General features: G+C 67.8%; 21 protein-coding genes and 1 pseudogene. 16 read left to right on the top strand and 6 right to left on the bottom strand.

Annotated elements, in window-relative coordinates:
* Nucleotides 1–162: 162 nt before the first annotated feature.
* The 5 genes and pseudogenes from rpsD to dsbD all read left to right on the top strand — a co-directional run bounded on the left by rpsD (nucleotide 163) and on the right by dsbD (nucleotide 4920).
* Complete coding sequence (gene rpsD, locus C7416_RS24570; protein ID WP_012354133.1) at nucleotides 163–786, top strand: 30S ribosomal protein S4; 624 nt, start codon at nucleotides 163–165, stop codon at nucleotides 784–786.
* 165 nt (nucleotides 787–951) lie between these two features.
* Nucleotides 952–1932 carry a DNA-directed RNA polymerase subunit alpha gene (locus C7416_RS24575; RefSeq protein WP_010812374.1) on the top strand — a complete coding sequence of 327 codons (981 nt, stop codon included), beginning with the start codon at nucleotides 952–954 and terminating at the stop codon, nucleotides 1930–1932.
* A gap of 135 nt (nucleotides 1933–2067) precedes the next feature.
* Nucleotides 2068–2463 (top strand): 50S ribosomal protein L17, encoded by a 396-nt coding sequence (gene rplQ, locus C7416_RS24580; protein ID WP_010812373.1) that lies wholly within the window; start codon nucleotides 2068–2070, stop codon nucleotides 2461–2463.
* 125 nt (nucleotides 2464–2588) lie between these two features.
* Nucleotides 2589–2998 (top strand): annotated as a pseudogene (gene cutA, locus C7416_RS24585) (divalent-cation tolerance protein CutA).
* On the top strand, nucleotides 2995–4920 hold the full coding sequence (dsbD, locus tag C7416_RS24590) for a protein-disulfide reductase DsbD (protein WP_111521316.1): 1926 nt from the start codon (nucleotides 2995–2997) through the stop codon (nucleotides 4918–4920). The pseudogene cutA and the gene dsbD overlap by 4 nt, the downstream one beginning before the upstream one ends.
* Before the next feature lie 31 nt (nucleotides 4921–4951).
* Here dsbD and C7416_RS24595 read toward each other — a convergent pair whose 3' ends face one another.
* From C7416_RS24595 to yihA, 3 genes are all read right to left on the bottom strand, one after another.
* Nucleotides 4952–6172: a magnesium transporter CorA family protein gene (locus C7416_RS24595; protein ID WP_111521317.1), complete on the bottom strand. Its 1221-nt coding sequence runs from the start codon at nucleotides 6170–6172 to the stop codon at nucleotides 4952–4954.
* Between the two features lie 17 nt (nucleotides 6173–6189).
* Nucleotides 6190–7182, bottom strand: a complete 993-nt coding sequence (gene hemB / locus C7416_RS24600; RefSeq protein ID WP_181461311.1) for a porphobilinogen synthase — start codon at nucleotides 7180–7182, stop codon at nucleotides 6190–6192.
* 250 nt (nucleotides 7183–7432) lie between these two features.
* Nucleotides 7433–8125 carry a ribosome biogenesis GTP-binding protein YihA/YsxC gene (yihA, locus tag C7416_RS24605; protein ID WP_111521319.1) on the bottom strand — a complete coding sequence of 231 codons (693 nt, stop codon included), beginning with the start codon at nucleotides 8123–8125 and terminating at the stop codon, nucleotides 7433–7435.
* A gap of 499 nt (nucleotides 8126–8624) precedes the next feature.
* On the opposite strand from yihA, the gene C7416_RS24610 reads away from it, so the two are divergent.
* The 8 genes from C7416_RS24610 (at nucleotide 8625) to msrQ (ending at nucleotide 16820) form a co-directional block, all read left to right on the top strand.
* Nucleotides 8625–9284 (top strand): c-type cytochrome, encoded by a 660-nt coding sequence (locus tag C7416_RS24610; protein ID WP_111521320.1) that lies wholly within the window; start codon nucleotides 8625–8627, stop codon nucleotides 9282–9284.
* A 188-nt stretch (nucleotides 9285–9472) separates the two neighbouring features.
* The gene (locus tag C7416_RS24615) at nucleotides 9473–11692 is read left to right on the top strand and encodes a cytochrome c biogenesis protein ResB (RefSeq protein ID WP_111521321.1); all 2220 of its coding nucleotides are present in this window, start codon (nucleotides 9473–9475) and stop codon (nucleotides 11690–11692) included.
* A gap of 48 nt (nucleotides 11693–11740) precedes the next feature.
* Nucleotides 11741–12907, top strand: coding sequence for a c-type cytochrome biogenesis protein CcsB (gene ccsB / locus C7416_RS24620; RefSeq protein WP_111521367.1), 1167 nt, complete (start codon nucleotides 11741–11743; stop codon nucleotides 12905–12907).
* Nucleotides 12908–13065: 158 nt separating this feature from the next.
* Nucleotides 13066–13503, top strand: a complete 438-nt coding sequence (locus C7416_RS24625) for a COG4315 family predicted lipoprotein (protein ID WP_111521368.1) — start codon at nucleotides 13066–13068, stop codon at nucleotides 13501–13503.
* Between the two features lie 51 nt (nucleotides 13504–13554).
* Nucleotides 13555–14094 (top strand): RNA polymerase sigma factor, encoded by a 540-nt coding sequence (locus tag C7416_RS24630; RefSeq protein ID WP_111521322.1) that lies wholly within the window; start codon nucleotides 13555–13557, stop codon nucleotides 14092–14094.
* Complete coding sequence (locus C7416_RS24635) at nucleotides 14091–14954, top strand: anti-sigma factor family protein (protein ID WP_111521323.1); 864 nt, start codon at nucleotides 14091–14093, stop codon at nucleotides 14952–14954. The genes C7416_RS24630 and C7416_RS24635 overlap by 4 nt, the downstream gene beginning before the upstream one ends.
* A 166-nt stretch (nucleotides 14955–15120) precedes the next feature.
* The gene (gene msrP, locus C7416_RS24640) at nucleotides 15121–16122 is read left to right on the top strand and encodes a protein-methionine-sulfoxide reductase catalytic subunit MsrP (protein WP_111521324.1); all 1002 of its coding nucleotides are present in this window, start codon (nucleotides 15121–15123) and stop codon (nucleotides 16120–16122) included.
* A 14-nt stretch (nucleotides 16123–16136) separates the two neighbouring features.
* On the top strand, nucleotides 16137–16820 hold the full coding sequence (gene msrQ / locus C7416_RS24645; RefSeq protein ID WP_240988194.1) for a protein-methionine-sulfoxide reductase heme-binding subunit MsrQ: 684 nt from the start codon (nucleotides 16137–16139) through the stop codon (nucleotides 16818–16820).
* A 26-nt stretch (nucleotides 16821–16846) separates the two neighbouring features.
* Here msrQ and lysA read toward each other — a convergent pair whose 3' ends face one another.
* Together lysA and C7416_RS24655 are read right to left on the bottom strand one after the other, a co-directional pair.
* Nucleotides 16847–18106 carry a diaminopimelate decarboxylase gene (gene lysA, locus C7416_RS24650; protein ID WP_111521369.1) on the bottom strand — a complete coding sequence of 420 codons (1260 nt, stop codon included), beginning with the start codon at nucleotides 18104–18106 and terminating at the stop codon, nucleotides 16847–16849.
* A gap of 2 nt (nucleotides 18107–18108) precedes the next feature.
* On the bottom strand, nucleotides 18109–18330 hold the full coding sequence (locus tag C7416_RS24655; RefSeq protein WP_012354118.1) for a hypothetical protein: 222 nt from the start codon (nucleotides 18328–18330) through the stop codon (nucleotides 18109–18111).
* Nucleotides 18331–18475: 145 nt separating this feature from the next.
* Between C7416_RS24655 and cyaY the strand changes: the two genes are divergently transcribed.
* On the top strand, nucleotides 18476–18811 hold the full coding sequence (cyaY, locus tag C7416_RS24660) for an iron donor protein CyaY (protein WP_062801950.1): 336 nt from the start codon (nucleotides 18476–18478) through the stop codon (nucleotides 18809–18811).
* A gap of 77 nt (nucleotides 18812–18888) precedes the next feature.
* On the opposite strand, the gene C7416_RS24665 is transcribed toward cyaY, so the two are convergent.
* Nucleotides 18889–21264 (bottom strand): penicillin-binding protein 1A, encoded by a 2376-nt coding sequence (locus C7416_RS24665; RefSeq protein WP_111521326.1) that lies wholly within the window; start codon nucleotides 21262–21264, stop codon nucleotides 18889–18891.
* Nucleotides 21265–21664: 400 nt separating this feature from the next.
* Here C7416_RS24665 and pilM point away from each other — a divergent pair, with 400 nt between their 5' ends.
* Together pilM and C7416_RS24675 are read left to right on the top strand one after the other, a co-directional pair.
* Complete coding sequence (pilM, locus tag C7416_RS24670) at nucleotides 21665–22735, top strand: type IV pilus assembly protein PilM (RefSeq protein ID WP_181461313.1); 1071 nt, start codon at nucleotides 21665–21667, stop codon at nucleotides 22733–22735.
* A gap of 17 nt (nucleotides 22736–22752) precedes the next feature.
* The gene (locus C7416_RS24675; RefSeq protein ID WP_111521328.1) at nucleotides 22753–23424 is read left to right on the top strand and encodes a PilN domain-containing protein; all 672 of its coding nucleotides are present in this window, start codon (nucleotides 22753–22755) and stop codon (nucleotides 23422–23424) included.

Consider the following 23424-nt stretch of genomic DNA (forward strand, 5'->3'; position numbering starts at 1 on the left):
GTATTGGTAAATGCTTGCAGCGACGCCTCCCGCAACGGAGCGCGCTTAATAAGCCCACCGTCCGTCACGGTCTGGCGCGTGCCCCAAGGCACCGCGGCAGCACTGCGTTGGCGGACTCACGGCGCGTCCTGAAGGCGCCGTGATCGATCAAAGGAAGACAACGTGGCACGTTATACCGGCCCGAAGGCCAAACTTTCCCGCCGTGAAGGCACCGACCTGTTCCTGAAGAGCTCGCGCCGCTCGCTGGCCGACAAGTGCAAGCTGGACAGCAAGCCGGGCCAGCATGGCCGCACCTCGGGTGCCCGCACCTCGGACTACGGCAACCAGCTGCGCGAAAAGCAGAAGGTCAAGCGCATCTATGGCGTGCTCGAGCGCCAGTTCCGCCGCTACTTCGCCGAAGCCGACCGCCGCAAGGGCAACACCGGCGAAAACCTGCTGCAACTGCTGGAATCGCGCCTGGACAACGTGGTGTACCGCATGGGCTTCGGCTCGACCCGCGCTGAAGCGCGCCAGCTGGTGTCGCACAAGGCGATCCTGGTGAATGGCCAGACCCTGAACGTGCCGTCGGCCCAGATCAAGTCGGGCGACGTCATCACCATCCGCGAGCAGTCGAAGAAGCAGGTCCGTATCGCCGAAGCGCTGTCGCTGGCCGAGCAGTCGGGCTTCCCGACCTGGGTCGCCGTGGATGCCAAGAAGTTCGAAGGCACCTTCAAGCAAGTCCCGGATCGCGCCGATATCTCGGGCGACATCAACGAAAGCCTGATCGTCGAACTGTACTCGCGTTAATCCGCGAGCATCCGGCCCAGAGCTTGCGTTCGTCGCAAAGCTTCTCCTTCAGCCCGACGCGCTTCGCGCGCGTCGGGCTTCGCCCATCGTTACGATGGGATTTCCAGGTTCCAAACGTCAGCCTTATCGGTGTAACGAGCCGAGGGTATTGAAAAGGACAACCTAATGCAAACAGCACTCCTCAAGCCAAAAATCATCGCCGTCGAGCCTCTGGGCGACCATCACGCCAAAGTCGTGATGGAGCCGTTCGAGCGCGGCTACGGCCATACGCTCGGTAACGCCCTGCGTCGCGTGCTGCTGTCGTCGATGGTCGGTTATGCCCCGACCGAAGTCACGATCGCTGGGGTGGTCCACGAGTATTCCACCATCGACGGCGTGCAGGAAGACGTCGTCAACCTGCTGCTCAACCTGAAGGGCGTGGTGTTCAAGCTGCACAACCGCGACGAAGTCACGGTGTCGCTGCGCAAGGATGGCGAAGGCGTGGTCACGGCCGCCGATATCGAGCTGCCGCACGACGTCGAGATCATCAACCCGAACCACGTGATCGCCCATCTGTCGGCCGGCGGCAAGCTGGACATGCAGATCAAGGTCGAGCAGGGCCGCGGCTATGTGCCGGGCAACGTGCGCAAGTTCGGCGACGAATCCGGCAAGGTCATCGGCCGTATCGTGCTGGACGCCTCGTTCTCGCCGGTGCGCCGCGTGTCGTACGCGGTTGAATCCGCCCGTGTCGAGCAGCGTACCGACCTCGACAAGCTGGTGATGAACATCGAAACCGACGGCGTGATCTCGCCCGAGGAAGCGATCCGCCAGTCGGCCCGCATCCTGGTCGACCAGCTGTCCGTGTTCGCCGCGCTGGAAGGCACCGAGTCGGCCGCCGAGGCCGCTTCGAGCCGCACGCCGCAGATCGACCCGATCCTGCTGCGCCCGGTCGACGACCTGGAGCTGACGGTGCGTTCGGCCAACTGCCTGAAGGCCGAAAACATCTACTACATCGGCGACCTGATCCAGCGTACCGAGAACGAACTGCTCAAGACCCCGAACCTGGGTCGCAAGTCGCTCAACGAGATCAAGGAAGTCCTCGCCTCGCGCGGCCTGACCCTCGGCATGAAGCTCGAGAACTGGCCGCCCGCAGGTCTGGAGAAGTAATCGTGGCGCGGGGCATCGTTCCCGCACCGCAGCAACCGCCCCGGCTTCGGCCGGGGCATGTATGACTACCGGCCCGCGTCCAGCCGCATCGGACGATAGAAGAGCTGGTCAAACACTTAACTGAAAGGAATCATCATGCGTCACCGTCATGGTCTGCGGAAACTGAACCGCACCTCGTCGCACCGTCTCGCGATGCTGCGCAACATGTCCAACTCGCTGTTCCAGCACGAGCTGATCAAGACCACCGTGCCCAAGGCCAAGGAACTGCGCAAGGTCGTCGAGCCGCTGATCACGCTGGCCAAGAAGGACACCGTTGCCAACCGCCGCCTGGCTTTCGCCCGCCTGCGCGACCGCGATATGGTCACCAAGCTGTTCACCGAACTGGGCCCGCGCTACGCCACCCGTCCGGGCGGCTACACCCGCATCCTGAAGTTCGGCTTCCGTCAGGGCGACAACGCGCCGATGGCGCTGGTCGAGCTGGTGGATCGTCCGGAAATCACCGAAGCCCCGGCCGAAGAAGCCGCGGAATAAGTGCGTTTCCTGCACGCTGCCGTCGCGCGACGGTTGCGGGCACACCGCTTACAATCGAGCCAGGCATCCGCCTGGCTCTTTTGTTTTGTGCGGGTCGGCGGTGGCCGGCCGCGGGGAGAGTGTCGATGCAAAGCCATACTGAGCAGGGGGCCGGTCCGGACGAAGTGCTCGTCGTCCTCACCAATACGCCCGATGCGGATACCGCGGCGCGCTTGTCGCGGGCCGTGCTGCAGGCGCGCGCCGCTGCCTGCGTGAACCGTCTGGCCCCGGTCGAATCCGAGTACTGGTGGCAGGGCAAGCTCGAGCAGGCGCAGGAATGGCCGCTGCTGATCAAGACCACGCGCGCGGGCTACGCTGCGCTCGAGGCCGTGATCCGGCAACATCACCCCTATGACGTGCCGGAGCTGCTAGCGTGGCCTGTGTCAGCGGCTACGGTCCATACCTGGAATGGGTCCGCAGCGAGGCCGCCGGCGTGCCGGCGCAGGCTGCCACGGCAGCACCCGAGGATAATGACAAACAGGAATCGGCTTCATGAACATCGGTTTGGCACGGCGGGCGGGCACGCCCGGGCAGATGTGGGCGCGGCATATTGCCGCAGCGCTGCTGGCAGCACTGGCCTGGCTGTGCCTGGCGGGCAGCCTCCACGCCGCCACCGAGGACGACTTCCTGCCGCCCGAGCAAGCCTTTCGCTTCGCCGCCAGCCAGGCTGACGACAAGACCATCGAAGTTCGCTTTGACGTCGCGCCGGGCTATTACATGTACCGCGAGCGCTTCGCCTTCGCCGCGCAGCCGGCCGGGGTGAAGCTGGGCGCGCCGGCCTACCCCCAGGGCAAGGTCAAGTTCGACGAGACCTTCGGCAAGGAGATGGAGACCTACCGCGACAGCGTGGTCATCCGCGTGCCGGTCGAGGCCGCGCCAGCCGATGGCAAATGGACGCTGACGGTGACCTCGCAGGGCTGCGCCGACAAGGGCCTGTGCTATCCGCCGATGGAAAGCGTCTACAAGGTGGGCGGCAGCGCGCTGGCCGACCTGTTCGGCAAGCGCGGCCGCAGCGACGCCCCGGCGGCCGAGCCGGTTCCGGCGCCCGCGGTGCCAGCGGTTCCCGCAGTACCAGGTTCGGCCGCGACCCTGCGCGCCGACGACAGCGACCGCATCGCCGGCGCACTGGCCAGCCGCAACCTCGGCCTGATCGGGGCGCTGTTCTTCGGCCTGGGCCTGCTGCTGACCTTTACCCCATGCGTGCTGCCGATGGTGCCGATCCTGTCGTCGATCGTGGTCGGCGAGCACGTCACGCGCGGCCGCGCGCTGCTGGTGTCGCTGGCCTATGTGCTGGGCATGGCGGTGGTGTACACCGCGGTCGGCGTGGCCGCAGGCCTGCTCGGCGAGGGGCTGTCGGCCGCGCTGCAGACGCCCTGGGTGCTGGGCGCCTTCGCGGCGCTGATGGTGGCGCTGGCGCTGTCGATGTTCGGCCTCTACGAACTGCAACTGCCGCAGCGCTGGCAGACCCGGCTGACGGAATCGTCCAACCGCCGCCAGGGCGGGCAGGTGGCCGGGGCCGCGGCGATGGGGGCGATCTCCGCGCTGATCGTCGGGCCGTGCGTGACGGCACCGCTGGCGGGTGCGCTGGCCTATATCGCGCAGAGCCGCGATGCCGTGATCGGCGGCGCCGCGCTGTTCGCGATGGCGCTGGGCATGGGCGTGCCGCTGGTGCTGGTCGGCGTGGGCGCGGGCAACCTGCTGCCGCGCGCCGGCCGCTGGATGGAGGTGACCAAGCGCTTCTTCGGCTTCCTGCTGCTGGGCGTGGCGCTGTGGATGCTGGGGCCGGTGCTGCCGGCGTGGGCCACGATGCTGCTGCTGGCGGCGCTGCTGCTGGTGGCGGCGGTGTTTCTCGGTGCCTTCGACGGGCTGGGGCCGGATCCGCGCAATCTGGTGCGGGTGGGCAAGGGCGTGGGCGTGCTGTTTGCCATCGCCGCCGCGATCGTGCTGATCGGCGTGGCGTCGGGCGGACGCGACCCGCTGCAGCCGCTGTCGCATTTGAGCGTGGCGGGCACTGGCGGCGAAGGCGCCGGCGCTGCGGCGGCGGTGCGTTTCGAGCGCGTGCGCAGCGTGGCCGAACTCGACGCCCGCGTGGCGCAGGCCGCCGCCGCGGGCAAGCCGGTGCTGCTGGATTTCTATGCCGACTGGTGCGTCAGCTGCAAGGAAATGGAGCGCATGACCTTCGTCGATACGCGCGTGCGCGCGCGGCTGTCGGAGATCGTGCTGCTGCAGGCGGACGTGACCGCCAACAATGCCGACGACAAGGCCCTGCTCAAGCGCTTCGGGTTGTTCGGCCCCCCCGGCATCATCCTGTTCGGCCCGGACGGGCGCGAGCGTCCGGTGCGCGTGATCGGCTACCAGTCGGCCAACCGCTTCCTGGAAAGCCTGGAGCGCGCGTTCGGTACGCGCACGCGTACCTGAAGCGTACCCCGGCGCGTACCCAAGCCTGCGGTTAGCGCTCCAGCTGCCGCGCCAGCGCCCACAGCGCCGCCAGCACCACCGCCACGGCACCCATCAGGCCGATCGACCACCAGAAGCCCTGCGGCTCCTGCAGCCAGGGCATGCGCTCGAAGTTCATGCCGAACACGCCGGTGATCAGCGTCAGCGGCATGAACAGCGCCGTGATCAGCGTCAGCGCGCGCATGGTGCGGTTGGTCCGGTGCGCCACCGCCGAGAAGTGGATCTGCACCGCCGATTCGATCGAATCCTCCAGCCGGCGCGCATGCGCCAGCACCCGCTGGATATGCTCCATCACGTCGTTGATGCGCACCAGCAGCACCTCGTCGCGCCCTGGCGCATTGGCCGCGCCGCCGGGCTGGTCGCTGCTGTAGCGGTTGTCGAGCAGGCTGTCGCGGAATTCCTGCAGCGCGTCGCGCTGCTCCTCGCTCAGGTGTTCCAGCTTGCGCAGCTGGATGCGCGCATCGAGCAGCCCTTCCCAGCTGGAGAAGCTGCGGCGCGAGTTCAGCAGCGCGCGCTGCCAGCGGTCGAGCTGGCGCGTCAGCGGCGCGCGCAGTTCCAGGTAGCGGTCGACCATGGCGTTGAGCAGCCGCAGCATCAGGTCTTCTGGCCGGCTCGGCGGGCGGATGCCGTGCAGCAGCGACTGGCCGTTGCCGCGCGCGGGCGCGGCTTGCGGACGCGGGGCCTGGCACAGCTCGAGCAAGCGCTGGCGCACCTGGTCGATGGTGCGCGACGGCCCGGAGCGCACCGTCACCAGCACGGTGTCGAACATGAAGAACGTGACCGGCTGGGTATCGATCTTGGCCAGTGCCGGCAGGAAGCCGGGCGCATAACGCTTCTGCCGGGCCGCTGCCTCGGCCGCGGACGGCTTGGTGGTGCTGGCGCCGCCGGCCGCATCCTGCGGCTCGGCCTCGACAATGGCGCGGCTGGTTTCAAAGGTCAGCTTGCGGAAGATCACCATGTCGTACGCATGGGTCGTATCGAAGTACGACGGATGCGCGGCGTTGGTGGCATCGGCCAGGTGCAGGTCGAGGATGGGCGCGCCGGCCAGCTGGCGCACCTGCTCGCGCCAGGCGTCGGGCGCCGCGGTGACCTCTTCGGTGGAAAAATCCGCCCACACGAACAGCGAAGCGGCATTGCCCGACAGAAAGCTGCCCGCCTCGGTGAGCGAGGCGAGCGGGTGAACCTGGCTCGCCGAGAAACCTAGCAACTCCATGCGCGCTCGCTCGGCCGTCAGGCCTGCAGCAGCCGCGCGGCGTCGCGCGCGAAATAGGTCAGGATGCCGTCGGCGCCGGCGCGGCGGAACGCCAGCAGCGATTCCATCATGACCTTGTCGTGGTCCAGCCAGCCGTTCTGCGCGGCGGCCTTGAGCATCGCGTACTCGCCGCTGACCTGGTACACGTAGGTGGGGAAGCGGAACTCGTCCTTGACCCGGCGCACGATGTCCAGATACGGCATGCCGGGCTTGACCATCACCATGTCGGCGCCTTCCAGGATGTCCTGCGCCACTTCGCGCAGGGCCTCGTCGGTGTTGGCCGGGTCCATCTGGTAGGTCATCTTGTTGCCCTTGCCCAGGTTGGCGGCCGAGCCCACCGCGTCGCGGAACGGGCCGTAGAACGCCGACGCGTACTTGGCCGAGTACGCCATGATGCGGGTATGGATTTGGCCGTTGTCTTCCAGCGCGGTGCGCACCGCGCCGATGCGGCCGTCCATCATGTCGGACGGGGCGACGATGTCGACCCCGGCCTCGGCCTGCGCCAGCGCCTGGCGCACCAGGATCTCCACCGTCGCATCGTTGATCACGTAGCCGTTGTCGTCGAGCACGCCGTCCTGGCCATGGCTGGTGTACGGGTCGAGCGCCACGTCGCACAGCACGCCCAGTTCGGGGAAGCGGTCCTTGAGCGCGCGCACGGCGCGCGGCACCAGCCCGTCGGGGTTGGTGGCCTCGATGCCGTCGGGCGTCTTCAGCGACGGGTCGATCACCGGGAACAGCGCGAGCACGGGGATGCCGAGCTTGACGCAGTCTTCGGCCACCGGCATCAGCAGGTCGACCGAGACGCGCTCCACGCCCGGCATCGACGCCACGGCCTGGCGCTGGTTGTGGCCGTCGAGGATGAAGACCGGGTAGATCAGGTTGTCCGGGGACAGGCGATGCTCGCGCATCATGCGGCGGGAGAAATCATCGCGGCGCATGCGGCGCGGGCGGAATTCGGGGAAGGTGGACATGGCGGCTTCTTGACGGAAGAGGACGGAATGCTGGACCGGCAAGCGCGGCGCGCGCAGCGACGTGCGCTGGCCGAAGAAAAACTAAACTTTTGTGCGTGCCCGCCATCATACTCGCGGACACTTTGCGTTGCGCGCTGCGTGGCGCGGTGTTCCCCGCTACTCCTCCCTGAGCGGGTACCCGCCCCACCGGCGGGAAAGTTTGTCCCCGTTGCTTGCGACGGGGCTTTTTTTTGCGCGCTCGCTGCCAGGATCACGCGGCCGGATCGGACGCGGGGGGCACGGCGGCGGCCTCGCGTTCCGGCTTCTGCGCTTCCGGCAGGTTCAGCCAGGCGGCGATCACGCCCTGCGCCTCTTCGATGCCGCGGCGCTTCAGGCTGGAGAACAGCTGCGCCGTCATCGGCACCGGCGTTTCCAGCTGCTCGGCATAGCCTTGCAGCATCTTGCGGGTCTCGCGCAGGGCCTTGGCGTTCTCGCTGTTGGTGAGCTTGTCGGCCTTGGTCAGCAGCACGTGGATCGGTCGTCCGGTGGGCAGGAACCACTCGACCATCTGGCAATCGAGTTCGGTGAACGGCCGGCGCGCATCCATCATCAGGATCAGGCCGGCGAGCTGCTGGCGGGTCTGCACGTAATCGCTCAGCAGGCCCTGCCAGTGGTACTTGGCCGAGCCCGAGACCTCGGCATAGCCGTAGCCGGGCAGGTCGACCAGGAACGCGAGCGGGTCGGGCGCCTTGACCGGTGCCACCGAGAAATAGTTGATGTGCTGGGTGCGCCCGGGCGTGCGCGACGAGAACGCCAGCCGCTTCTGGTTGCACAGGATGTTGATCGCCGTGGACTTGCCGGCGTTGGAGCGGCCGGCGAACGCGACCTCGGGCACGGCCGTGGCGGGCAGGTCGCGCAGGTGGTTCACGGTGATGAAGAAGCGGGCCTGGTGAAGAAGGGACATGCGCTAGAGCGGTGGGGCGGGCCGCGGAGGGCGCGCGCAAGCGCGTGCCGGGGCCGGGGTCTCGCCAGGGTGGGATGGCTGCGGCGTGGGCCGCCCGCCGGGCTTGATCTCGCGCAGCCCGAAGCGGGCACGACAAGGCGCAAGGCATCAATCCGGCACATAACTTATTGTACAATACGCCGGTTTACGGTCTCCTGAGCGGGTGACGCGTGGCATCCATGCCGCGTGCCTCGGCTGCCGTCGTCCGGGCGGGAAGCCTAGTGTGTCGTTCCATCGTGGGCAAGGCCTTGCCCCGCATTGCGCGTTGCACCGGACGGTGCGGCGGCGGCGGGCGCGGGCTGGCGGGGTCTGCCGCCACGGCCAGCGTTGCGCGGATCGGTCAGCCGCTCGCGAAGTCGCCACGATTCCCAGCCTTTTGCACCGGCGCGTCCTCACCGCCGGCAAAGCGCCGGAGCGGCACGCATCACGGTATCCAAAACAATTCAGAGAAGGTGTGCGAATGAACCGCATTGCGAAGATTCTGGGTGTCCTGGCTCTGGCCGTTCCTGCCGCCGCCCTTTCCGGTCTGGCATCTGCCGCAGAGCAGGCCGCGCCGAAGGCGGACCCGGCCAAGGGTGAAACGCTGTACACGCAAGGCGCCCCCGATCGCAATGTGCCCGCCTGCCTGAGCTGCCACGGTGCCGCCGGCAACAGCGCGGCCGCCGCCAACCCCAAGCTGGCCGCGCAGCATCCCGAGTACGTCCACAAGCAGCTGGCCGACTTCAAGGCCAAGACCCGCAGCAATGCGATCATGGTCCCGATGGCGTCGGTGCTGACCGACGAAGAAATGCGCAACGTCGGCGCCTACCTGGCCAAGCAGTCGCTCAAGCCGGCCACCGCCAAGAACAAGGACAGCATCGAAGCCGGCCAGAAGATCTACCGCGCCGGCATCGCCGCCAAGGGCGTGCCGGCCTGCGCCGCCTGCCATGGCCCCGCCGGCGCAGGCATGCCGGCGCAGTATCCGCGCATCGGCGGCCAGTGGGCCGACTATACCGAGGCACAACTGGTGGCATTCCGCCAGGGCACCCGCAAGAACAACCCGGTCATGACGACCATCGCCGCCAAGATGTCGGATGCCGAGATCAAGGCGGTGGCGGACTACGTCGCCGGGGTTCGCTGACGATCCGGGATTCCGCGACGCTGGCGCCTTTGCGCGCCGGCGCATCGGTTGAGCGGCCGCCGCCGGATGGCGCGGCCAGCCATGCAACCGAACGCGCTTGTCACAATCGAAAAGGGTGGCCTGCTTGCCAAAGCATGTCCACCCTTTATTCATTTCCAGGCCGTACGCTGTTTTAGGTTTCACTGCACATGTCGACCGCTTCCACTTCAGGGCTGCACCTGAAGACCTCTCACCGCGTGCTGCGCGACGCGGTCGAATTGTTGTCCTCGATGCGCTTTGCGATCGCGCTGCTGACGGTGATCTCCATCGCCAGCGTGATCGGCACCGTGCTCAAGCAGAACGAGCCGTATCCGAACTACGTCAACCAGTTCGGGCCGTTCTGGGCCGATGTGTTCCACACGCTGTCGCTGCAGAAGGTCTACGGTTCGTGGTGGTTCCTGCTGATCCTCGCCTTCCTGGTGGTGTCCACCAGCCTGTGCCTGGTGCGCAACGCGCCCAAGATGATCGCGGACATGCGTTCGTGGAAGGACCATGTGCGCGAGCGCAGCCTGCGCGCCTTCCATCATCGCGGCGAGTTCGTCGGCGCGCGTGCGCGCACCGAGGCCGTCGCCCGGCTGACGGCGTTGCTGCGCAACCGCGGCTACCGCGTCAAGGCGGTCGAGCATGACGGTGCCACGCTGCTGGCGGCCAAGGCCGGCGCGGCCAACAAGGTCGGCTATATCCTGGCGCACACCGCCATCGTGGTGATCTGCATCGGCGGCCTGCTCGACGGCGACCTGCTGATCCGCGCGCAGATGTGGCTGGGCGACAAGACCCCGATCCGCGGCAACGCGGTGATCAGCGAGATCCCGCCGCAGCACCGGCTGTCGGTGAACAACCCCGGCTTCCGCGGCAACGCCTACGTGCCCGAGGGCTCGACCGTCTCCACGGCGATTCTTAATATTGCCGACGGAGCGCTGGTGCAGGACCTGCCGTTCGCGATCACGCTCAAGAAGTTTAAGGTCGACTTCTACGAGACCGGCATGCCCAAGCTGTTTGCCTCGGAAGTGATCGTGACCGACCGCGCCACCGGCAAGCGCACCGAGGCCACCATCAAGGTGAACGAGCCGCTGATCGTCGACGGCATCGCCATCTACCAGTCCAGCTTCGAGGACGGCGGCTCGCGCCTGAAGTTCGTCGGCTACCCGATGCAGGGCAGCGGCCATGCCACCTTCACCATCGACGGCGCGGTGGGCGGCAACAAGCCGCTGGCCGGCACCGGCACCAGCGCGGACAGCGACGGCCTGACGGTGGAGTTCAGCGACTTCCGGCTGATGAATATCGAGAACGTCACCGATGCCTCGGGCAAGCCCGATGCGCGCGGCGTGGCGCGCAAGTCCTTCAATGAAACGCTGGACAAGCATCTCGGCGCCGCCGCCAGCACCGACCGCGCCAAGACCCTGCGCAATGTCGGTCCGTCGGTGCAGTACAAGCTGCGCGACCGCACCGGGCAGGCGCGCGAGTACAACAACTACATGGTGCCGGTGCAGATGGACGGCCAGTCGGTGTTCCTGGCCGGCATGCGCGAATCGCCCAGCGAGCAGTTCCGCTACCTGCGCATTCCCGCCGACGACCAGGGCAGCGTGGCCGACTGGATGCGTCTGCGTGCCGCGCTGCAGGACCGCGCGCTGCGCGGCGAGGCCGCACGCCGCTTTGCGCTGGCATCGATGCCAGGCGACGACAAGGCCGAGCTGCGCCGGCAGCTGGCCGAAAGCGCGCTGCGCGCGCTCGACCTGTTCGCGGGCGCGACCCGCCCGGCGCCCGATTCGCCGCCGGGCGGCTTCACCGCCATCGCTGCCTTCCTGGAAAAGTCGGTGCCGCCGGCCGAGCAGCAGAAAGCCGCCGACGTGCTGCTGAAGATCCTGAACGGTTCGATGTGGGAGCTGTGGCAGCTCGCGCGCGCGCAGGACCGGCTGCCGGTGGTGGCCAACAGTGCCCAGAGCGGCGCCTTCCTGCAGCAGGCCATCAATGCGCTGTCGGATAGTTTCTTCTACGGCGCACCGGTGTTCCTGCAGCTCGACGACTTCCAGGAGATCAAGGCCAGCGTGTTCCAGCTGACCCGTGCGCCGGGCAAGAACATCGTGTATCTTGGCTGTCTGCTGCTGGTGCTGGGCGTGTTCGCGATGTTCTATATCCGCGAGCGCCGGGTCTGGGTCTGGGTGAAGGACAAGTCCGCCGATCAGTCTGCCAGCCAGCCCGCCGCGGGCAACACCGCCGACGCCGATGCCAGCAGCCATGTGCTGATGGCGATGTCGACCCAGCGCCGCACCATGGATTTCGAAAAGGAATTCACCGCACTGCGCGACGACATCGGCCGCGCCGCAGGGGGCCGCAGCGCCACCGCGGAGCCCGCTGGCACACCCCACTGAATGAGCAGGTACGCTATGTCCTCTAATGTGAACCAGGCCGATCGCGCCATGCGCGGTACCCCGCGCGCCGACAGCGGCGCCGACGAGGCCTACCTCGAACCATCCTTCCTGCGCCGGCTGAGCTGGCTGGACTGGCTGTTCGCGCTGGCGCTGGCCGCCGGCGCCGGCGTGGCGCTGGCGCAATACGGGCAATGGATGGACGGCTACGACAAGGCCGTGCTGATCGGCGCCGTGCCCACCTTCGCGCTGCTCGGCTGGCACTGGAAGCCGGTGCGGCCGCTGATGGTAGCGCTGGCGGTGCTGTCGCTGTTCGCGATCCAGCTCTACCAGGGCCAGCTCGCGCGCGCCGAACAGGCCTTCTTCCTCAAGTACTTCCTGTCGAGCCAGTCGGCCATCCTGTGGATGAGCGCACTGGTGTTCCTGTCGACGCTGTTCTACTGGGTTGGGCTGGCCACGCGCTCGGATACGGGCTACAGCCTCGGCAGCAAGCTGTGCTGGGGCGCGGTGGTGCTGGGCTTCACCGGCATGCTGGTGCGCTGGTACGAGTCCTATCTGCTTGGCGCCGACATCGGCCACATCCCGATCTCGAACCTGTACGAAGTCTTCGTGCTGTTCACGCTGATCACGTCGCTGTTCTACCTGTACTACGAAGGCCGTTACGCCACGCGCGCGCTGGGCCCGTTCGTGATGCTGGTGGTGTCGGCCGCGGTGGGCTTCCTGTTGTGGTACACGGTCAGCCGCAATGCGCAGGAGATCCAGCCGCTGGTGCCGGCGCTGCAAAGCTGGTGGATGAAGATCCATGTGCCGGCCAACTTTATCGGCTACGGCACCTTTGCGCTGGCGGCGATGGTCGCGGTGGCCTACCTGCTCAAGCAGCGCGGCGTGCTGGCCGAGCGCCTGCCGTCGCTGGAGCTGCTCGACGACGTGATGTACAAGGCGATCGCGGTCGGCTTTGCCTTCTTCACCATTGCCACCATCCTGGGCGCGCTGTGGGCGGCCGAAGCCTGGGGCGGCTACTGGAGCTGGGACCCGAAGGAAACCTGGGCGCTGATCGTCTGGCTGAACTACGCGGCCTGGCTGCATATGCGGCTGATGAAGGGGCTGCGCGGCACGGTGGCGGCCTGGTGGGCGCTGGTCGGCCTGCTGGTGACGACCTTTGCCTTCCTCGGCGTCAACATGTTCCTGTCGGGGCTGCACAGCTACGGCGAACTCTGACGCGCGCATGCTGCGATGCAAAAGACCTGCCTTCGGGCAGGTTTTTTTTCGTCTTTTTTCAATTTTTTTGGCCGCTGCGGGAATAAAGAGATCACATCCAGTGTTTACTTGAGGGACGGTGCCGGCTGGCGGCATCGAATTGCATGGAGAACAAGATCATGGCAAGTCTGCGTCGTAACGCTGCTGCATCCCTGGTTCGTCCCGCCGGGCTCGCGCTCGGCTGCGCGGCCGTCCTGCTCGCCGGTTGTGCCGGCATGGGCATGGGCGGTGGCAGCGCCGGCAATCTGCCGCCTACGGTGAAGGTGACCAATGGCGTGCTGACCGATCCGCAGGGCCTGACGCTGTACACCTTTGACCGCGACACCGCCGGCAGCGGCAAGAGCGCCTGCAACGGTCCCTGCGCGACTAACTGGCCGCCGCTGATGGCGGCCCCGGGCACCAGCGGTTCGGGCCAGTACACCATCATCACGCGCGATGACGGCAGCAAGCAGTGGGCCTATCGCGGCCAGCCGCTGTACCGCTTCGCCAAGGACGCCAAGCCGGGCGACCGCACCGGCGACAATGTCAACAACGTCTGGCACGTGGTCAAGCCCTGACGCGGCGGCAGCCAACTCCAGAGCCACCACAACCACCACAGCCACCCCGGCATGGAAGGGTTTGACGGCCAGCTCGTTGCGCTGGCGCCGCGGCTGCGGCGCCATGCGCGCGGCCTCACCGGCGACGCGGCGCTGGCCGACGACCTGGTGCAGGACACGCTCGAGCGCGCGCTGCGCTACCGCTGGCGCTTCCGCCTGCGCCCCGGCGCGTGGTGGGGCGACGGCGCCGATGGCCTGCTGCCGTGGCTGCTGACGCTGATGCACCGCCTGCGCTTGAACGCGTTGCGCCGCAAGGACCTGGTGGTGGCCACCGACACCCTGCCCGAGGTCAGCGGCCCCGCCGAAGACCCGGGCCTGCGCCGCGACCTGTCGCAGGCGCTGGCGCAGCTGCCCGAGCCGCAGCGCGCGGTGCTGCTGCTGGTCAGCCTGGAACAACTGACCTACGCCGAGGCCGCGCGCGTGCTCGACATCCCGCCAGGCACGGTGATGTCGCGGCTGGCGCGAGCACGCGAACAGATGCGGCGGCTGCTCGACGGCGCGGCCCCGACCCGAACCCCCACGGCCGCCAATGCGCTGCAACGGGTGAAATGATGGCGGGCATCCACGAAGCCGATCTCCACGCCTATGCCGATGGCCAGCTGGCCGGCGCGCGCCGCGCCGCCGTCGAGGCCTACCTGGCGCAGCACCCGGACGCGGCGGCACAGGTTGCCGCCTGGCGCCGGCAGGCCGAGGCGCTGCACCGCGCGCTCGACCCGGTCCTCAACGAACCAGTGCCCCTGGCGGCCTTGCCGCCGGGTTTGCACGGCGACCAGGGGCACACCCGCGCCCGCGACGGCCGGCGCGATGGCGCCCGTCCCTGGCCGCGCTGGACCATGGCCGTGGCGGCCACATGCGCGTCGGTCGCGCTGCTGGCCGTCGGGGGTACGCTGGGCTGGCTGGCGCACGACCGCCTTGGCGGCAGCACGCTGGTGCTCGCGCCCGGCGAGCGCTTTGCGCGCGAGGCGCTTGCCACGCACGCGGTCTACGCCCCCGAGATGCGCCACCCGGTGGAAGTCGCCGCGACCGAAGAGGCCCATCTGGTCGCCTGGCTGTCCCGGCGCCTGGGCACGACGCTGCAGGTGCCCGACCTGCGCGCGCAGGGCTTCCACCTGATCGGCGGTCGGCTGGGCGTGGCCGAGGGCGGCCCGTCGGCGATCCTGATGTATGAAGCCGACGACGGCACGCGCCTGTCGCTGCAGTTGCGTCGCATGGCACAGGGCACGCCCGATACCGGCTTCCGCGTCGAGCGCATGACGGGCAAGGGCGCGCGGCGGCGAGCGCCGGGCCGCGACCCGATGATGGCGTTCTACTGGATCGACCGCGACCTGGGCTTTGCGCTGGCGGGGCCGCTGGAACGCGCCCGGCTGCTGACGCTGGCGCAGGTGGTGTACCAGCAATACCAGGGCGGATAAAGCACCCACACCGCGCTTGCGGCACATGGCAGGCGCAGGCCTGCGTCATTTCGACGCCTTCACAAAAAACTGTCAGGACTGGCCCGCACTCCACGACCAAGCCCGGAGTCCAATTCTGCAAGCACGCGGCGCCGCCGGCGCCGGCCCCAGGCAATCGAGGAAAACCATGTTGATTCCTTCCCCCAAATGGCTGCGCGGCGGCGACATTGCCGCCAGCGAGATCACGCCGCGCCATGTCTTCGAAGCGCGCCGCCGCATGCTGGCGCTCGCTGCCGCTGGTGCCGCCGGCGGCACGCTGGCGCCGTGGTTCGCGCGCCAGGCCTTCGCGCAAGGGCAGCATGGCACCCGGCTGCCCGCCACGCCCAACAACGCCTACGTCATCACCGAGAAGCGCACGCCGTACGAAGAGGTGACTACCTACAACAACTTCTACGAGTTCGGCACCGACAAGTCCGACCCGGCGCGCCACGCCGGCACGCTGCGTCCGCGCCCATGGCAGGTGGCGGTCGAAGGGCTGGTGAAGAAGCCGAAGGTCTATGACCTGGACGAGCTGACCAAACTGGCGCCGATGGAGGAGCGCGTCTACCGGCTGCGCTGCGTCGAAGGCTGGTCGATGGTGATCCCGTGGATCGGCTATCCGCTGGCCGAGCTGATCCGCCGCGTCGAGCCGCAGCCGGGCGCGAAGTACGTGCAGTTCATCACGCTGGCCGACAAGAAGCAGATGCCCGGCCTCAGCAGCGGCGTGCTCGACTGGCCGTACAGCGAGGGCCTGCGCATGGACGAGGCCATGCATCCGCTGGCGTTGCTGACCTTCGGCCTGTACGGCGAGGTGCTGCCCAACCAGAACGGCGCGCCGGTGCGCATGGTGCTGCCGTGGAAGTACGGCTTCAAGAGCGCCAAGTCGATCGTGAAGATCCGCTTTGTCGACAAGCAGCCGCCGACCAGCTGGAACCTGGCCGCGCCGCAGGAATACGGCTTCTATTCGAACGTGAATCCGGACGTCGACCATCCGCGCTGGAGCCAGGCCACCGAGCGCCGCATCGGCGAAGAGCGCGGCAGCGGCTTCGGGGCGCTGTTCGCGCCCAAGCGCAAGACCCTGCCGTTCAACGGCTATGGCCAGCAGGTGGCGGCGCTGTACCAGGGCATGGACCTGAAGAAGTTCTTCTGATGCAAGGCGAGCGCATGGCTACCTCTTCCCCCGCCGCCGCGGCCGCCGTGCGCAAGCCGGCGGGCCTGGCAACGCTGGCGCCGCCGCGGGTGCGCGCGCTCAAGCTGCTGATCTGGGTGCTGGCGCTGCTGCCGTTCGTGCGGCTGCTGTACCTGGGCGCGACCGAACAGTACGGCGCTAACCCGCTCGAGTTCGTCACGCGTTCGACCGGCACCTGGACCCTGGTGATGCTGTGCCTGACGCTCACGATCACGCCGCTGCGCCGCCTCACCGGCTGGAACTGGCTGATCCGGATGCGGCGCATGCTGGGCCTGTTCGCGTTCTTCTATGGCCTGCAGCACTTCCTGCTGTGGATCGGCGTCGACCGCGGCTTCGACCTGGCCTACATGATCAAGGACGTGTACAAGCGGCCCTTCATCACGGTCGGGTTCACCGCCTTCATGCTGATGGTGCCGCTGGCGCTGACCTCGACCAACGGCATGGTGCGCCGTCTCGGCGGCAAACGCTGGCAGGCGCTGCACCGGCTGGTCTATGCCATCGCCGTGCTGGCCATCCTGCACTACTGGTGGCACAAGGCAGGCAAGAACGACTTCGGCGAGGTCTCGATCTACGCCGCGGTGGTGTTCGTGCTGCTGGGGATGCGGGTGTGGTGGCGGCTGCGCAAGCCAGCCGGGGGGACGCGCCAGCCCGCCGCGTAAGCTGCGGCGGGCCGGGCCTGTGGGACTCAGTCCTGCAGCAGGCGTTCGTCGCGGAACAGGTCTTCGACCAGCTCGCGCTCGCGCACCAGATGCGCCTTGCTGCCGTCGACCATCACTTCGGCGGCGCGCGGGCGGGTGTTGTAGTTGGAGCTCATGGTGAAGCCGTAGGCACCGGCCGACATCACCGCCAGCAGGTCGCCGGGCTGCACCGCCAGGGCGCGGTCGCGGCCGAGCCAGTCACCCGATTCGCACACCGGGCCGACGATGTCATAGGTCACGGCAGCGCCATCGCGCAGCGCCACCGGCTCGATGCGGTGGTAGGCCTCGTACATGGCAGGGCGCGCCAGGTCATTCATGGCGGCGTCGACGATGCAGAAGTTCTTGGCCGCGCCCGGCTTGAGGAACTCCACCTGTGTCAGCAGCACGCCGGCGTTGCCGACCAGCGAGCGGCCCGGCTCGAACAGCACCTCGCGATGGCCATGGCCGCGCGCGGCGACGCGCTCCAGCAGCGTGGTGGCGAAGCCGGTGATGTCCGGCGGGGTCTCGTCGGTGTAGGTAATGCCCAGGCCGCCACCCACGTCGATGTGCTCCAGGCTGATGCCTTCGCGCTCGAGCGCCTCGACCACGTCCAGCACCTTGTCCAGCGCTTCCAGGTAGGGCTCGACCTCGGTGATCTGCGAACCGATATGGCAGTCGATGCCGGTCACCGCCAGGTGCGGCAGTGCGGCGGCGGCGCGGTAGGTCGGCAGCACGTCTTCGAAGGCGATGCCGAACTTGTTGCCTTTCAGGCCGGTGGAGATATAGGGATGGGTCTTGGCGTCGACGTCGGGGTTGATGCGCAGCGACACGCGCGCACGCTTGCCGACGCGGCCGGCCACTTCGTTGAGGCGGTCCAGCTCGGGGATCGACTCGACGTTGAAGCAGCGCACGTCCTGCGCCAGCGCCAGTTCCATTTCGGCGGCGCTCTTGCCCACGCCCGAGAACACCACCTTGCGCGGATCGCCGCCGGCGGCCAGCACGCGCTTGAGTTCGCCGCCCGAGACGATGTCGAAGCCCGCGCCCAGGCGGGCGAACACCTGCAGCACCGCCAGGTTGGAGTTGGCCTTCATCGCGTACTGGACCTGCGCCTTGCGGCCCGCGCAGGCGGTGGCGTAGGCCTGGTACGCGGCGGTCAGCGCCGCGCGCGAATAGACGTAGGTGGGCGTGCCGAACTCGGCGGCGATGCGCGCCAGCGGCACCTGCTCGACGGCAAGCGCGCCGTCCTGGCGATGGAAAAATGCGGTCATGGTCATCGGGTGGTGGGGGCGGCGGGGGACGATGCCGGTGCCGGCGTGGCAGCTGCAGGCGGCACGGCATCGGCACGGCCCAGGCCCGGATCCGGCACGGTCGGCGGGGTCGGCTCGGGCGGCACCTTGGGCAGGGTCAGCGGCCCGCGGATACCGCATCCGCCCAGCAGGGGCATCGCAAGGGCGGCGGCAAACGCCGATACAATCGCAACACGACGCAGCATCGGGTCGTCCTTTTGGCTTGTTGGCAAGGCGTTGGATGGCCCGGCGCGCTGGCCGGCCATCCGGAGGATTCTTAACAAAAAAAGCCGTTCGCGCCACGTACGCCCGGTCCGGGCAGCGGCGGCAACGGCGGTCTCGGAGTTTAGCATGCCCCCCTTGAGCGAAAGCGAGTTCCTGGCCCTGGCCACGCGCGAGCTGGACCGCATCGAAGCCGCGGTCGAGGCGGCCGCCGACGCGGCCGATGCCGACATTGAAATCAGCCGCACCGGCAACGTGATGGAACTGGAATTCGAGAACGGTTCCAAGATCATCATCAACAGCCAGGCGCCGATGCAGGAACTGTGGGTGGCCGCGCGCGCCGGCGGTTTCCACTTCCGCCGCGAGGGCGAGCGCTGGGTCGATACGCGCAACGGCGGAGAACTGTACGCGGCGCTGTCGGGCTATGTCAGCGAGCAGGCGGGCGCCAGCCTCAGCCTGCACTGACACCGGCCGGCGCAGGCCTCGGAGCGCAAAAGAAAAGCCGGCCTCGCGGCCGGCTTTCTGCTGTCTGGCGAGCGCGCTCAGGCGCCGCCGAACATCTCCAGGATCTTGCGTTTCTCGGATTCGGTATCGACCGACGGGGTCGTGGATTCCTCCGGCTTGCCCGGCCACGGATCGCCCAGGCCCACCGACGCCACGCCAGCGCCGCCGGCATTCTCTTCGAAGGTCCAGTCGCCGCCCACCATCAGCACGCCTTCGGGCGCGGGCCGTTCCGGAGATTCCGGCACGCCCTTGAGCGCCTTGCTCATGTAGCCGACCCAGATCGGCAGCGCCAGGCCGCCGCCGGTCTCGCGCACGCCCAGGCTCTTGGGCTGGTCGTAGCCCATCCAGGCGATCGCCACCAGGTTGGGGGTATAGCCGGCGAACCAGGCATCGACCGCGTCGTTGGTGGTGCCGGTCTTGCCGGCCAGGTCATTGCGGCCCAGGCGTTGCTTGGCGCTGTTGGCGGTGCCGTAGCGCACCACGTCGCGCAGCATGGTGTCGGCGATAAAGGCGGTGCGGGCGTCGAGCACGCGCACGGCATCGGTGCCGGCGCGCTGCGGATGGGTTTCCGAGATCACGTTGCCGCGCGCGTCGACCACCTTCTGGATCAGGTACGGGTTGACGCGGTAGCCGCCGTTGGCGAACACCGAGTAGGCGCCCGCCATCTGCAACGGCGTCACCGCGCCGGAGCCCAGCGCCATCGGCAGGTAGGCGGGGTGCTTGTCGGCCTCGAAGCCGAAGCGGGTGATGTAGTCCTGCGCGTACTGCGTGCCGATCGCGCGCAGGATCCGCACCGAGACCAGGTTCTTGGACTTGGCCAGCGCGCGGCGCATGGTCATCGGGCCCTCGAAGCGGCCGTCGTAGTTCTTCGGTTCCCACACCTGGCCGCCGGTATCGGGGCCGATCGTCAGCGGCGCGTCGTTGATCACCGTGGCCGGCGAGAAGCCCTTTTCCAGCGCCGCCGAGTAGATGAACGGCTTGAAGCTCGAGCCGGGCTGGCGCCAGGCCTGGGTCACGCGGTTGAACTTGTTGCGGTTGAAGTCGAAGCCGCCCACCATCGAGCGGATCTCGCCGTCCTGCGGGTTGATCGACACGAACGCCGCGGCCACTTCCGGCAGCTGCGTCACCGACCAGTTGTTTTTCTCGTCCTGCGTCACGCGGATCACCGCGCCCGGGCGCATCTTCATCTTGGGCTGCGCGTTGGCCGACAGCGACGGCGAGATAAAGCGCAGCGCCGCGCCTTCGATGGTCGCGACTTCGCCGGACAGCAGCGTCGCCTTGACCTGCTTGGGCGACACGCTGGTGACCACGGCCGAGCGCAGGTCGCCGCTGCCCGGGTGCTCGACCAGCGCATCGTCGATGGCCTGCTCGCGCTCGGCCGGGTCGGAGGGCAGGTCGATAAAGGCCTCGGGACCGCGGTAGCCGTGCTTGCGCTCGTAGTTCATGATGCCGGTGCGCACGGCTTCATAGGCGGCGTCCTGGTCGGTCTTGGTCAGCGTGGTGTAGACCGTCAGGCCGCGCGTGTAGGTTTCCTCGCGGTACTGCGCGTACATCAGCTGGCGCACGATCTCGGCGACGTATTCGGCGTGCGTCGAGAACTCGTTGCCCTCGGTGCGCACCTTCAGCTCCCCCTGCACGGCCTCGTCGTACTGCTCGGGCGTGATGTAGCGCAGGTCGCGCATGCGCTGCAGGATGTATTCCTGGCGCACCTTGGCGCGGCGCGGGTTGACCACCGGGTTGTACGCCGACGGCGCCTTCGGCAGCCCGGCCAGCATCGCCGCCTCGGCCGGCGTCACATCGCGCACCGACTTGCCGAAGTACACGCGCGCGGCGCTGTCGAAGCCATAGGCGCGCTGGCCCAGGTAGATCTGGTTCATGTACAGCTCGAGGATCTGGTCCTTGTTCAGGTTGGCCTCGATCTTGTACGCCAGCAGCATCTCGTAGATCTTGCGGGTGTAGGTCTTCTCGCTGGACAGGAAGAAGTTGCGCGCGACCTGCATGGTGATGGTGGAGGCGCCCTGCGACAGCCCGCCGCGCAGGTTGGCCAGCCCGGCACGCATCACGCCGACGAAGTCGACGCCGCCGTGCTCGTAGAAGCGGTCGTCCTCGATCGCCAGCACTGCCTTTTTCATCACGTCGGGGATTTCGGCGATGGGCACGAAGTTGCGCCGCTCCTCGCCGAATTCGCCGATCAGCACATTGTCGGCGGTGTAGATCCGCAGCGGAATCTTGGGCCGGTAATCGGTGATGGTGTCCAGCGAAGGCAGGTTGGGCGCGGCCACCAGCAGCGCGTAGCCGAGCAGCAGCGCAATCACGACGGCACCGGCGACAACCAGTCCCACCGCCCAGAACATGAGCCGCGTCCAGATCGAACGGCGGGCAGGGTGGGGCGGCTTGTGTTGTGCTGTGGCCATAAGGGAAATACCTAGTCAGGGGTGCCCGCGATTATATCTTCCGGCATCGGCCCGCCCGCGCGCACAGTGGCGGGGGCGCCGCTATCGCGCTGTTACAAGATGTAAGGCCACGGATGCCGGCGTGCAGGGCGACGTTGGGGACGACTACGGGGGGAAGCGCGCGGCACAGGCAGGCATGGAAGGGAACCCGACGACCGTGGGGTTTTGACAACGGATTGATGAGGGCCTTCTCAAAAACAAGTGCGGCCCAGTTCGGCACGTTGCCACCAATGCTGGATTTTGTGAGAATCGGCCAACATAAAAAGCACACGTTTCATTCAAGAAACTAGGCTCGCTCGATTAGAGCGTTCAAGCCAGGGGCGAGTTCAAAAGTCAGGGGGTCACCTTGCGTCGGGGCATTTTGTCGGGGCTTCTGCGCCGGACTACGGTCGGCGTGGATATCGGGTCGTCCAGTGTCAAGGTAGTCGAGCTCTCGGTGGGGGGCAGCAGGCAAGACTACCGGCTGGAAAAATGCGCCAGCGAACTGCTGGACCGCAATGCCGTTGCCGATGGCAACGTCATCAACATCGAGGCAGTCGGGATCGCGCTCAGGCGTGCGCTCGGCAAGGCCGGCATCCGCTCCAAGGACGTGGTGCTGGGCGTTCCCTCCATGCTGACCGAATCGCAGACGGTCAGCCTGCCGGACAACCTGTCCGAAGACGAACTCTATTCCCAGGTCGAATCCGAGGCGCACCGGCTCTATCCGCCGTCGCAGGCGGTCAACTTCGACTTCGCCGTGATCGGCCCCAGCGAGACCGAGGGCGGCATCGGCGTGCGCGTTACCGCGGCCAACAGCGACCGCGTGCAGGAACGCGTGACCGCGGCCGAAATGGCCGGCCTCAAGCCGCAGGTGATGGATGTCGAGGAATACGCGGTGCAGCGCTCGATCGTGCAGATGCTGGGCGTGCCGCACGAGATGTCCGAGGCCGACGCGCGCGCGCTGCCGGTGGTGGCGGTGGTCCACCTGGGCGGCAGCCGCTCCAAGGCCATCTTCTACCAGGGCTGGAAAGAACTGTACGAACAGCCGCTGAACAGCTACGGCGACCAGCTCACGCAAAGCGCGGCGCGCATGTTCACGCTCGACGCGCTCAAGGCCGAGATCAAGAAGCGCAAGAACACGCTGCCCGAGGCCTGGCGCGCGCAGCTGCTCAAGCCCTCGCTCGATGCCCTCGCCATGGAGGTGCAGTCCGCGATCGGCAACTTCATCGCCAGTTCCAGCCTGGGCCGGGTCGACGAGATCCTGCTGTCCGGCGGGCATGCATCGCTGTTCGGCGTGCAGGCGGCGATCCAGCACCAGACCAGGATCACCACCACGCTGGCGAATCCGTTCGCCAACATGGCGACCAACGCCAAGGTCAATGAGCGCTACCTGCAGCGCGACCTGCCGGCGTATATCGTCAGTGCCGGCCTGGCCCTGCGCGGCCTGCAATAACGCACCGGAGGCAAGAGATGTCAACGAACACACTGCCTTCGGTCAACCTGCTGCCCTACCATGAAGCCCGCAAGGCGGCGCGGCGCAAGAAGGTCTACACCATGCTTGGCGCAGCGGCCGGGGCCGGCGCGGCCGTGGTGCTGCTGGGCGGGGCCTATATCGACGGGCGCATCGCGTCCGTGGTGGCGGTCAACCAGGTGCTGAGCGCGGAAAACGCCAGGCTCGACGGGCAGATTCGCGAAGTCAACACGCTGAAGAAAGACATCGACGCGCTGCTGCAGCGCCAGAAGGCCGTCGAAAGCCTGCAGACCGAGCGCAACCGCCCGGTGCAGCTGCTCGAGGAACTGGTGCGGCAGGTGCCCGAAGGCGTCTACCTGACCAGCCTGAAGCAGGCCGGCGAGGCCTTCACCATCGCCGGCGTGGCGCAGTCCAACGAACGTATTTCGGAGCTGCTGCGCAACCTGGGCGCAGTGGCCTGGCTCGACAAGGCCGAGCTGGTCGAATCCAAGGCGGTCACCATGACCAACAACCTGCGCGAGCAGCGCCGGCTGTTCGATTTCTCGATGCGCTTTGCGTACCGCGCGCCGGAGGCCCCGGCCGACGGCAGGAAGGCTGCAGCGGGCGCTTCGGCGCCATCCGCCGCTCCCGCCACCGCACCTGCACCCGCCCCCGCGGCCGGAAAGGCCTGA

This window comes from Cupriavidus phytorum, from assembly GCF_003254285.1.
GTDB lineage: Bacteria > Pseudomonadota > Gammaproteobacteria > Burkholderiales > Burkholderiaceae > Cupriavidus > Cupriavidus phytorum.

Excerpts from the sequence above, each read along its gene's own strand:
- C7416_RS24575 (WP_010812374.1), top strand. The coding sequence starts at position 952 with ATGCAAACAGCACTCCTCAAGCCAAAAATCATCGCCGTCGAGCCTCTG.
- rplQ (WP_010812373.1), top strand. The coding sequence starts at position 2,068 with ATGCGTCACCGTCATGGTCTGCGGAAACTGAACCGCACCTCGTCGCAC.
- dsbD (WP_111521316.1), top strand. The coding sequence starts at position 2,995 with ATGAACATCGGTTTGGCACGGCGGGCGGGCACGCCCGGGCAGATGTGG.
- C7416_RS24595 (WP_111521317.1), bottom strand. The coding sequence starts at position 6,172 with ATGGAGTTGCTAGGTTTCTCGGCGAGCCAGGTTCACCCGCTCGCCTCG.
- hemB (WP_181461311.1), bottom strand. The coding sequence starts at position 7,182 with ATGTCCACCTTCCCCGAATTCCGCCCGCGCCGCATGCGCCGCGATGAT.
- yihA (WP_111521319.1), bottom strand. The coding sequence starts at position 8,125 with ATGTCCCTTCTTCACCAGGCCCGCTTCTTCATCACCGTGAACCACCTG.
- C7416_RS24610 (WP_111521320.1), top strand. The coding sequence starts at position 8,625 with ATGAACCGCATTGCGAAGATTCTGGGTGTCCTGGCTCTGGCCGTTCCT.
- C7416_RS24615 (WP_111521321.1), top strand. The coding sequence starts at position 9,473 with ATGTCGACCGCTTCCACTTCAGGGCTGCACCTGAAGACCTCTCACCGC.
- ccsB (WP_111521367.1), top strand. The coding sequence starts at position 11,741 with ATGCGCGGTACCCCGCGCGCCGACAGCGGCGCCGACGAGGCCTACCTC.
- C7416_RS24625 (WP_111521368.1), top strand. The coding sequence starts at position 13,066 with ATGGCAAGTCTGCGTCGTAACGCTGCTGCATCCCTGGTTCGTCCCGCC.
- C7416_RS24630 (WP_111521322.1), top strand. The coding sequence starts at position 13,555 with ATGGAAGGGTTTGACGGCCAGCTCGTTGCGCTGGCGCCGCGGCTGCGG.
- C7416_RS24635 (WP_111521323.1), top strand. The coding sequence starts at position 14,091 with ATGATGGCGGGCATCCACGAAGCCGATCTCCACGCCTATGCCGATGGC.
- msrP (WP_111521324.1), top strand. The coding sequence starts at position 15,121 with ATGTTGATTCCTTCCCCCAAATGGCTGCGCGGCGGCGACATTGCCGCC.
- msrQ (WP_240988194.1), top strand. The coding sequence starts at position 16,137 with ATGGCTACCTCTTCCCCCGCCGCCGCGGCCGCCGTGCGCAAGCCGGCG.
- lysA (WP_111521369.1), bottom strand. The coding sequence starts at position 18,106 with ATGACCGCATTTTTCCATCGCCAGGACGGCGCGCTTGCCGTCGAGCAG.
- C7416_RS24655 (WP_012354118.1), bottom strand. The coding sequence starts at position 18,330 with ATGCTGCGTCGTGTTGCGATTGTATCGGCGTTTGCCGCCGCCCTTGCG.
- cyaY (WP_062801950.1), top strand. The coding sequence starts at position 18,476 with ATGCCCCCCTTGAGCGAAAGCGAGTTCCTGGCCCTGGCCACGCGCGAG.
- C7416_RS24665 (WP_111521326.1), bottom strand. The coding sequence starts at position 21,264 with ATGGCCACAGCACAACACAAGCCGCCCCACCCTGCCCGCCGTTCGATC.
- C7416_RS24675 (WP_111521328.1), top strand. The coding sequence starts at position 22,753 with ATGTCAACGAACACACTGCCTTCGGTCAACCTGCTGCCCTACCATGAA.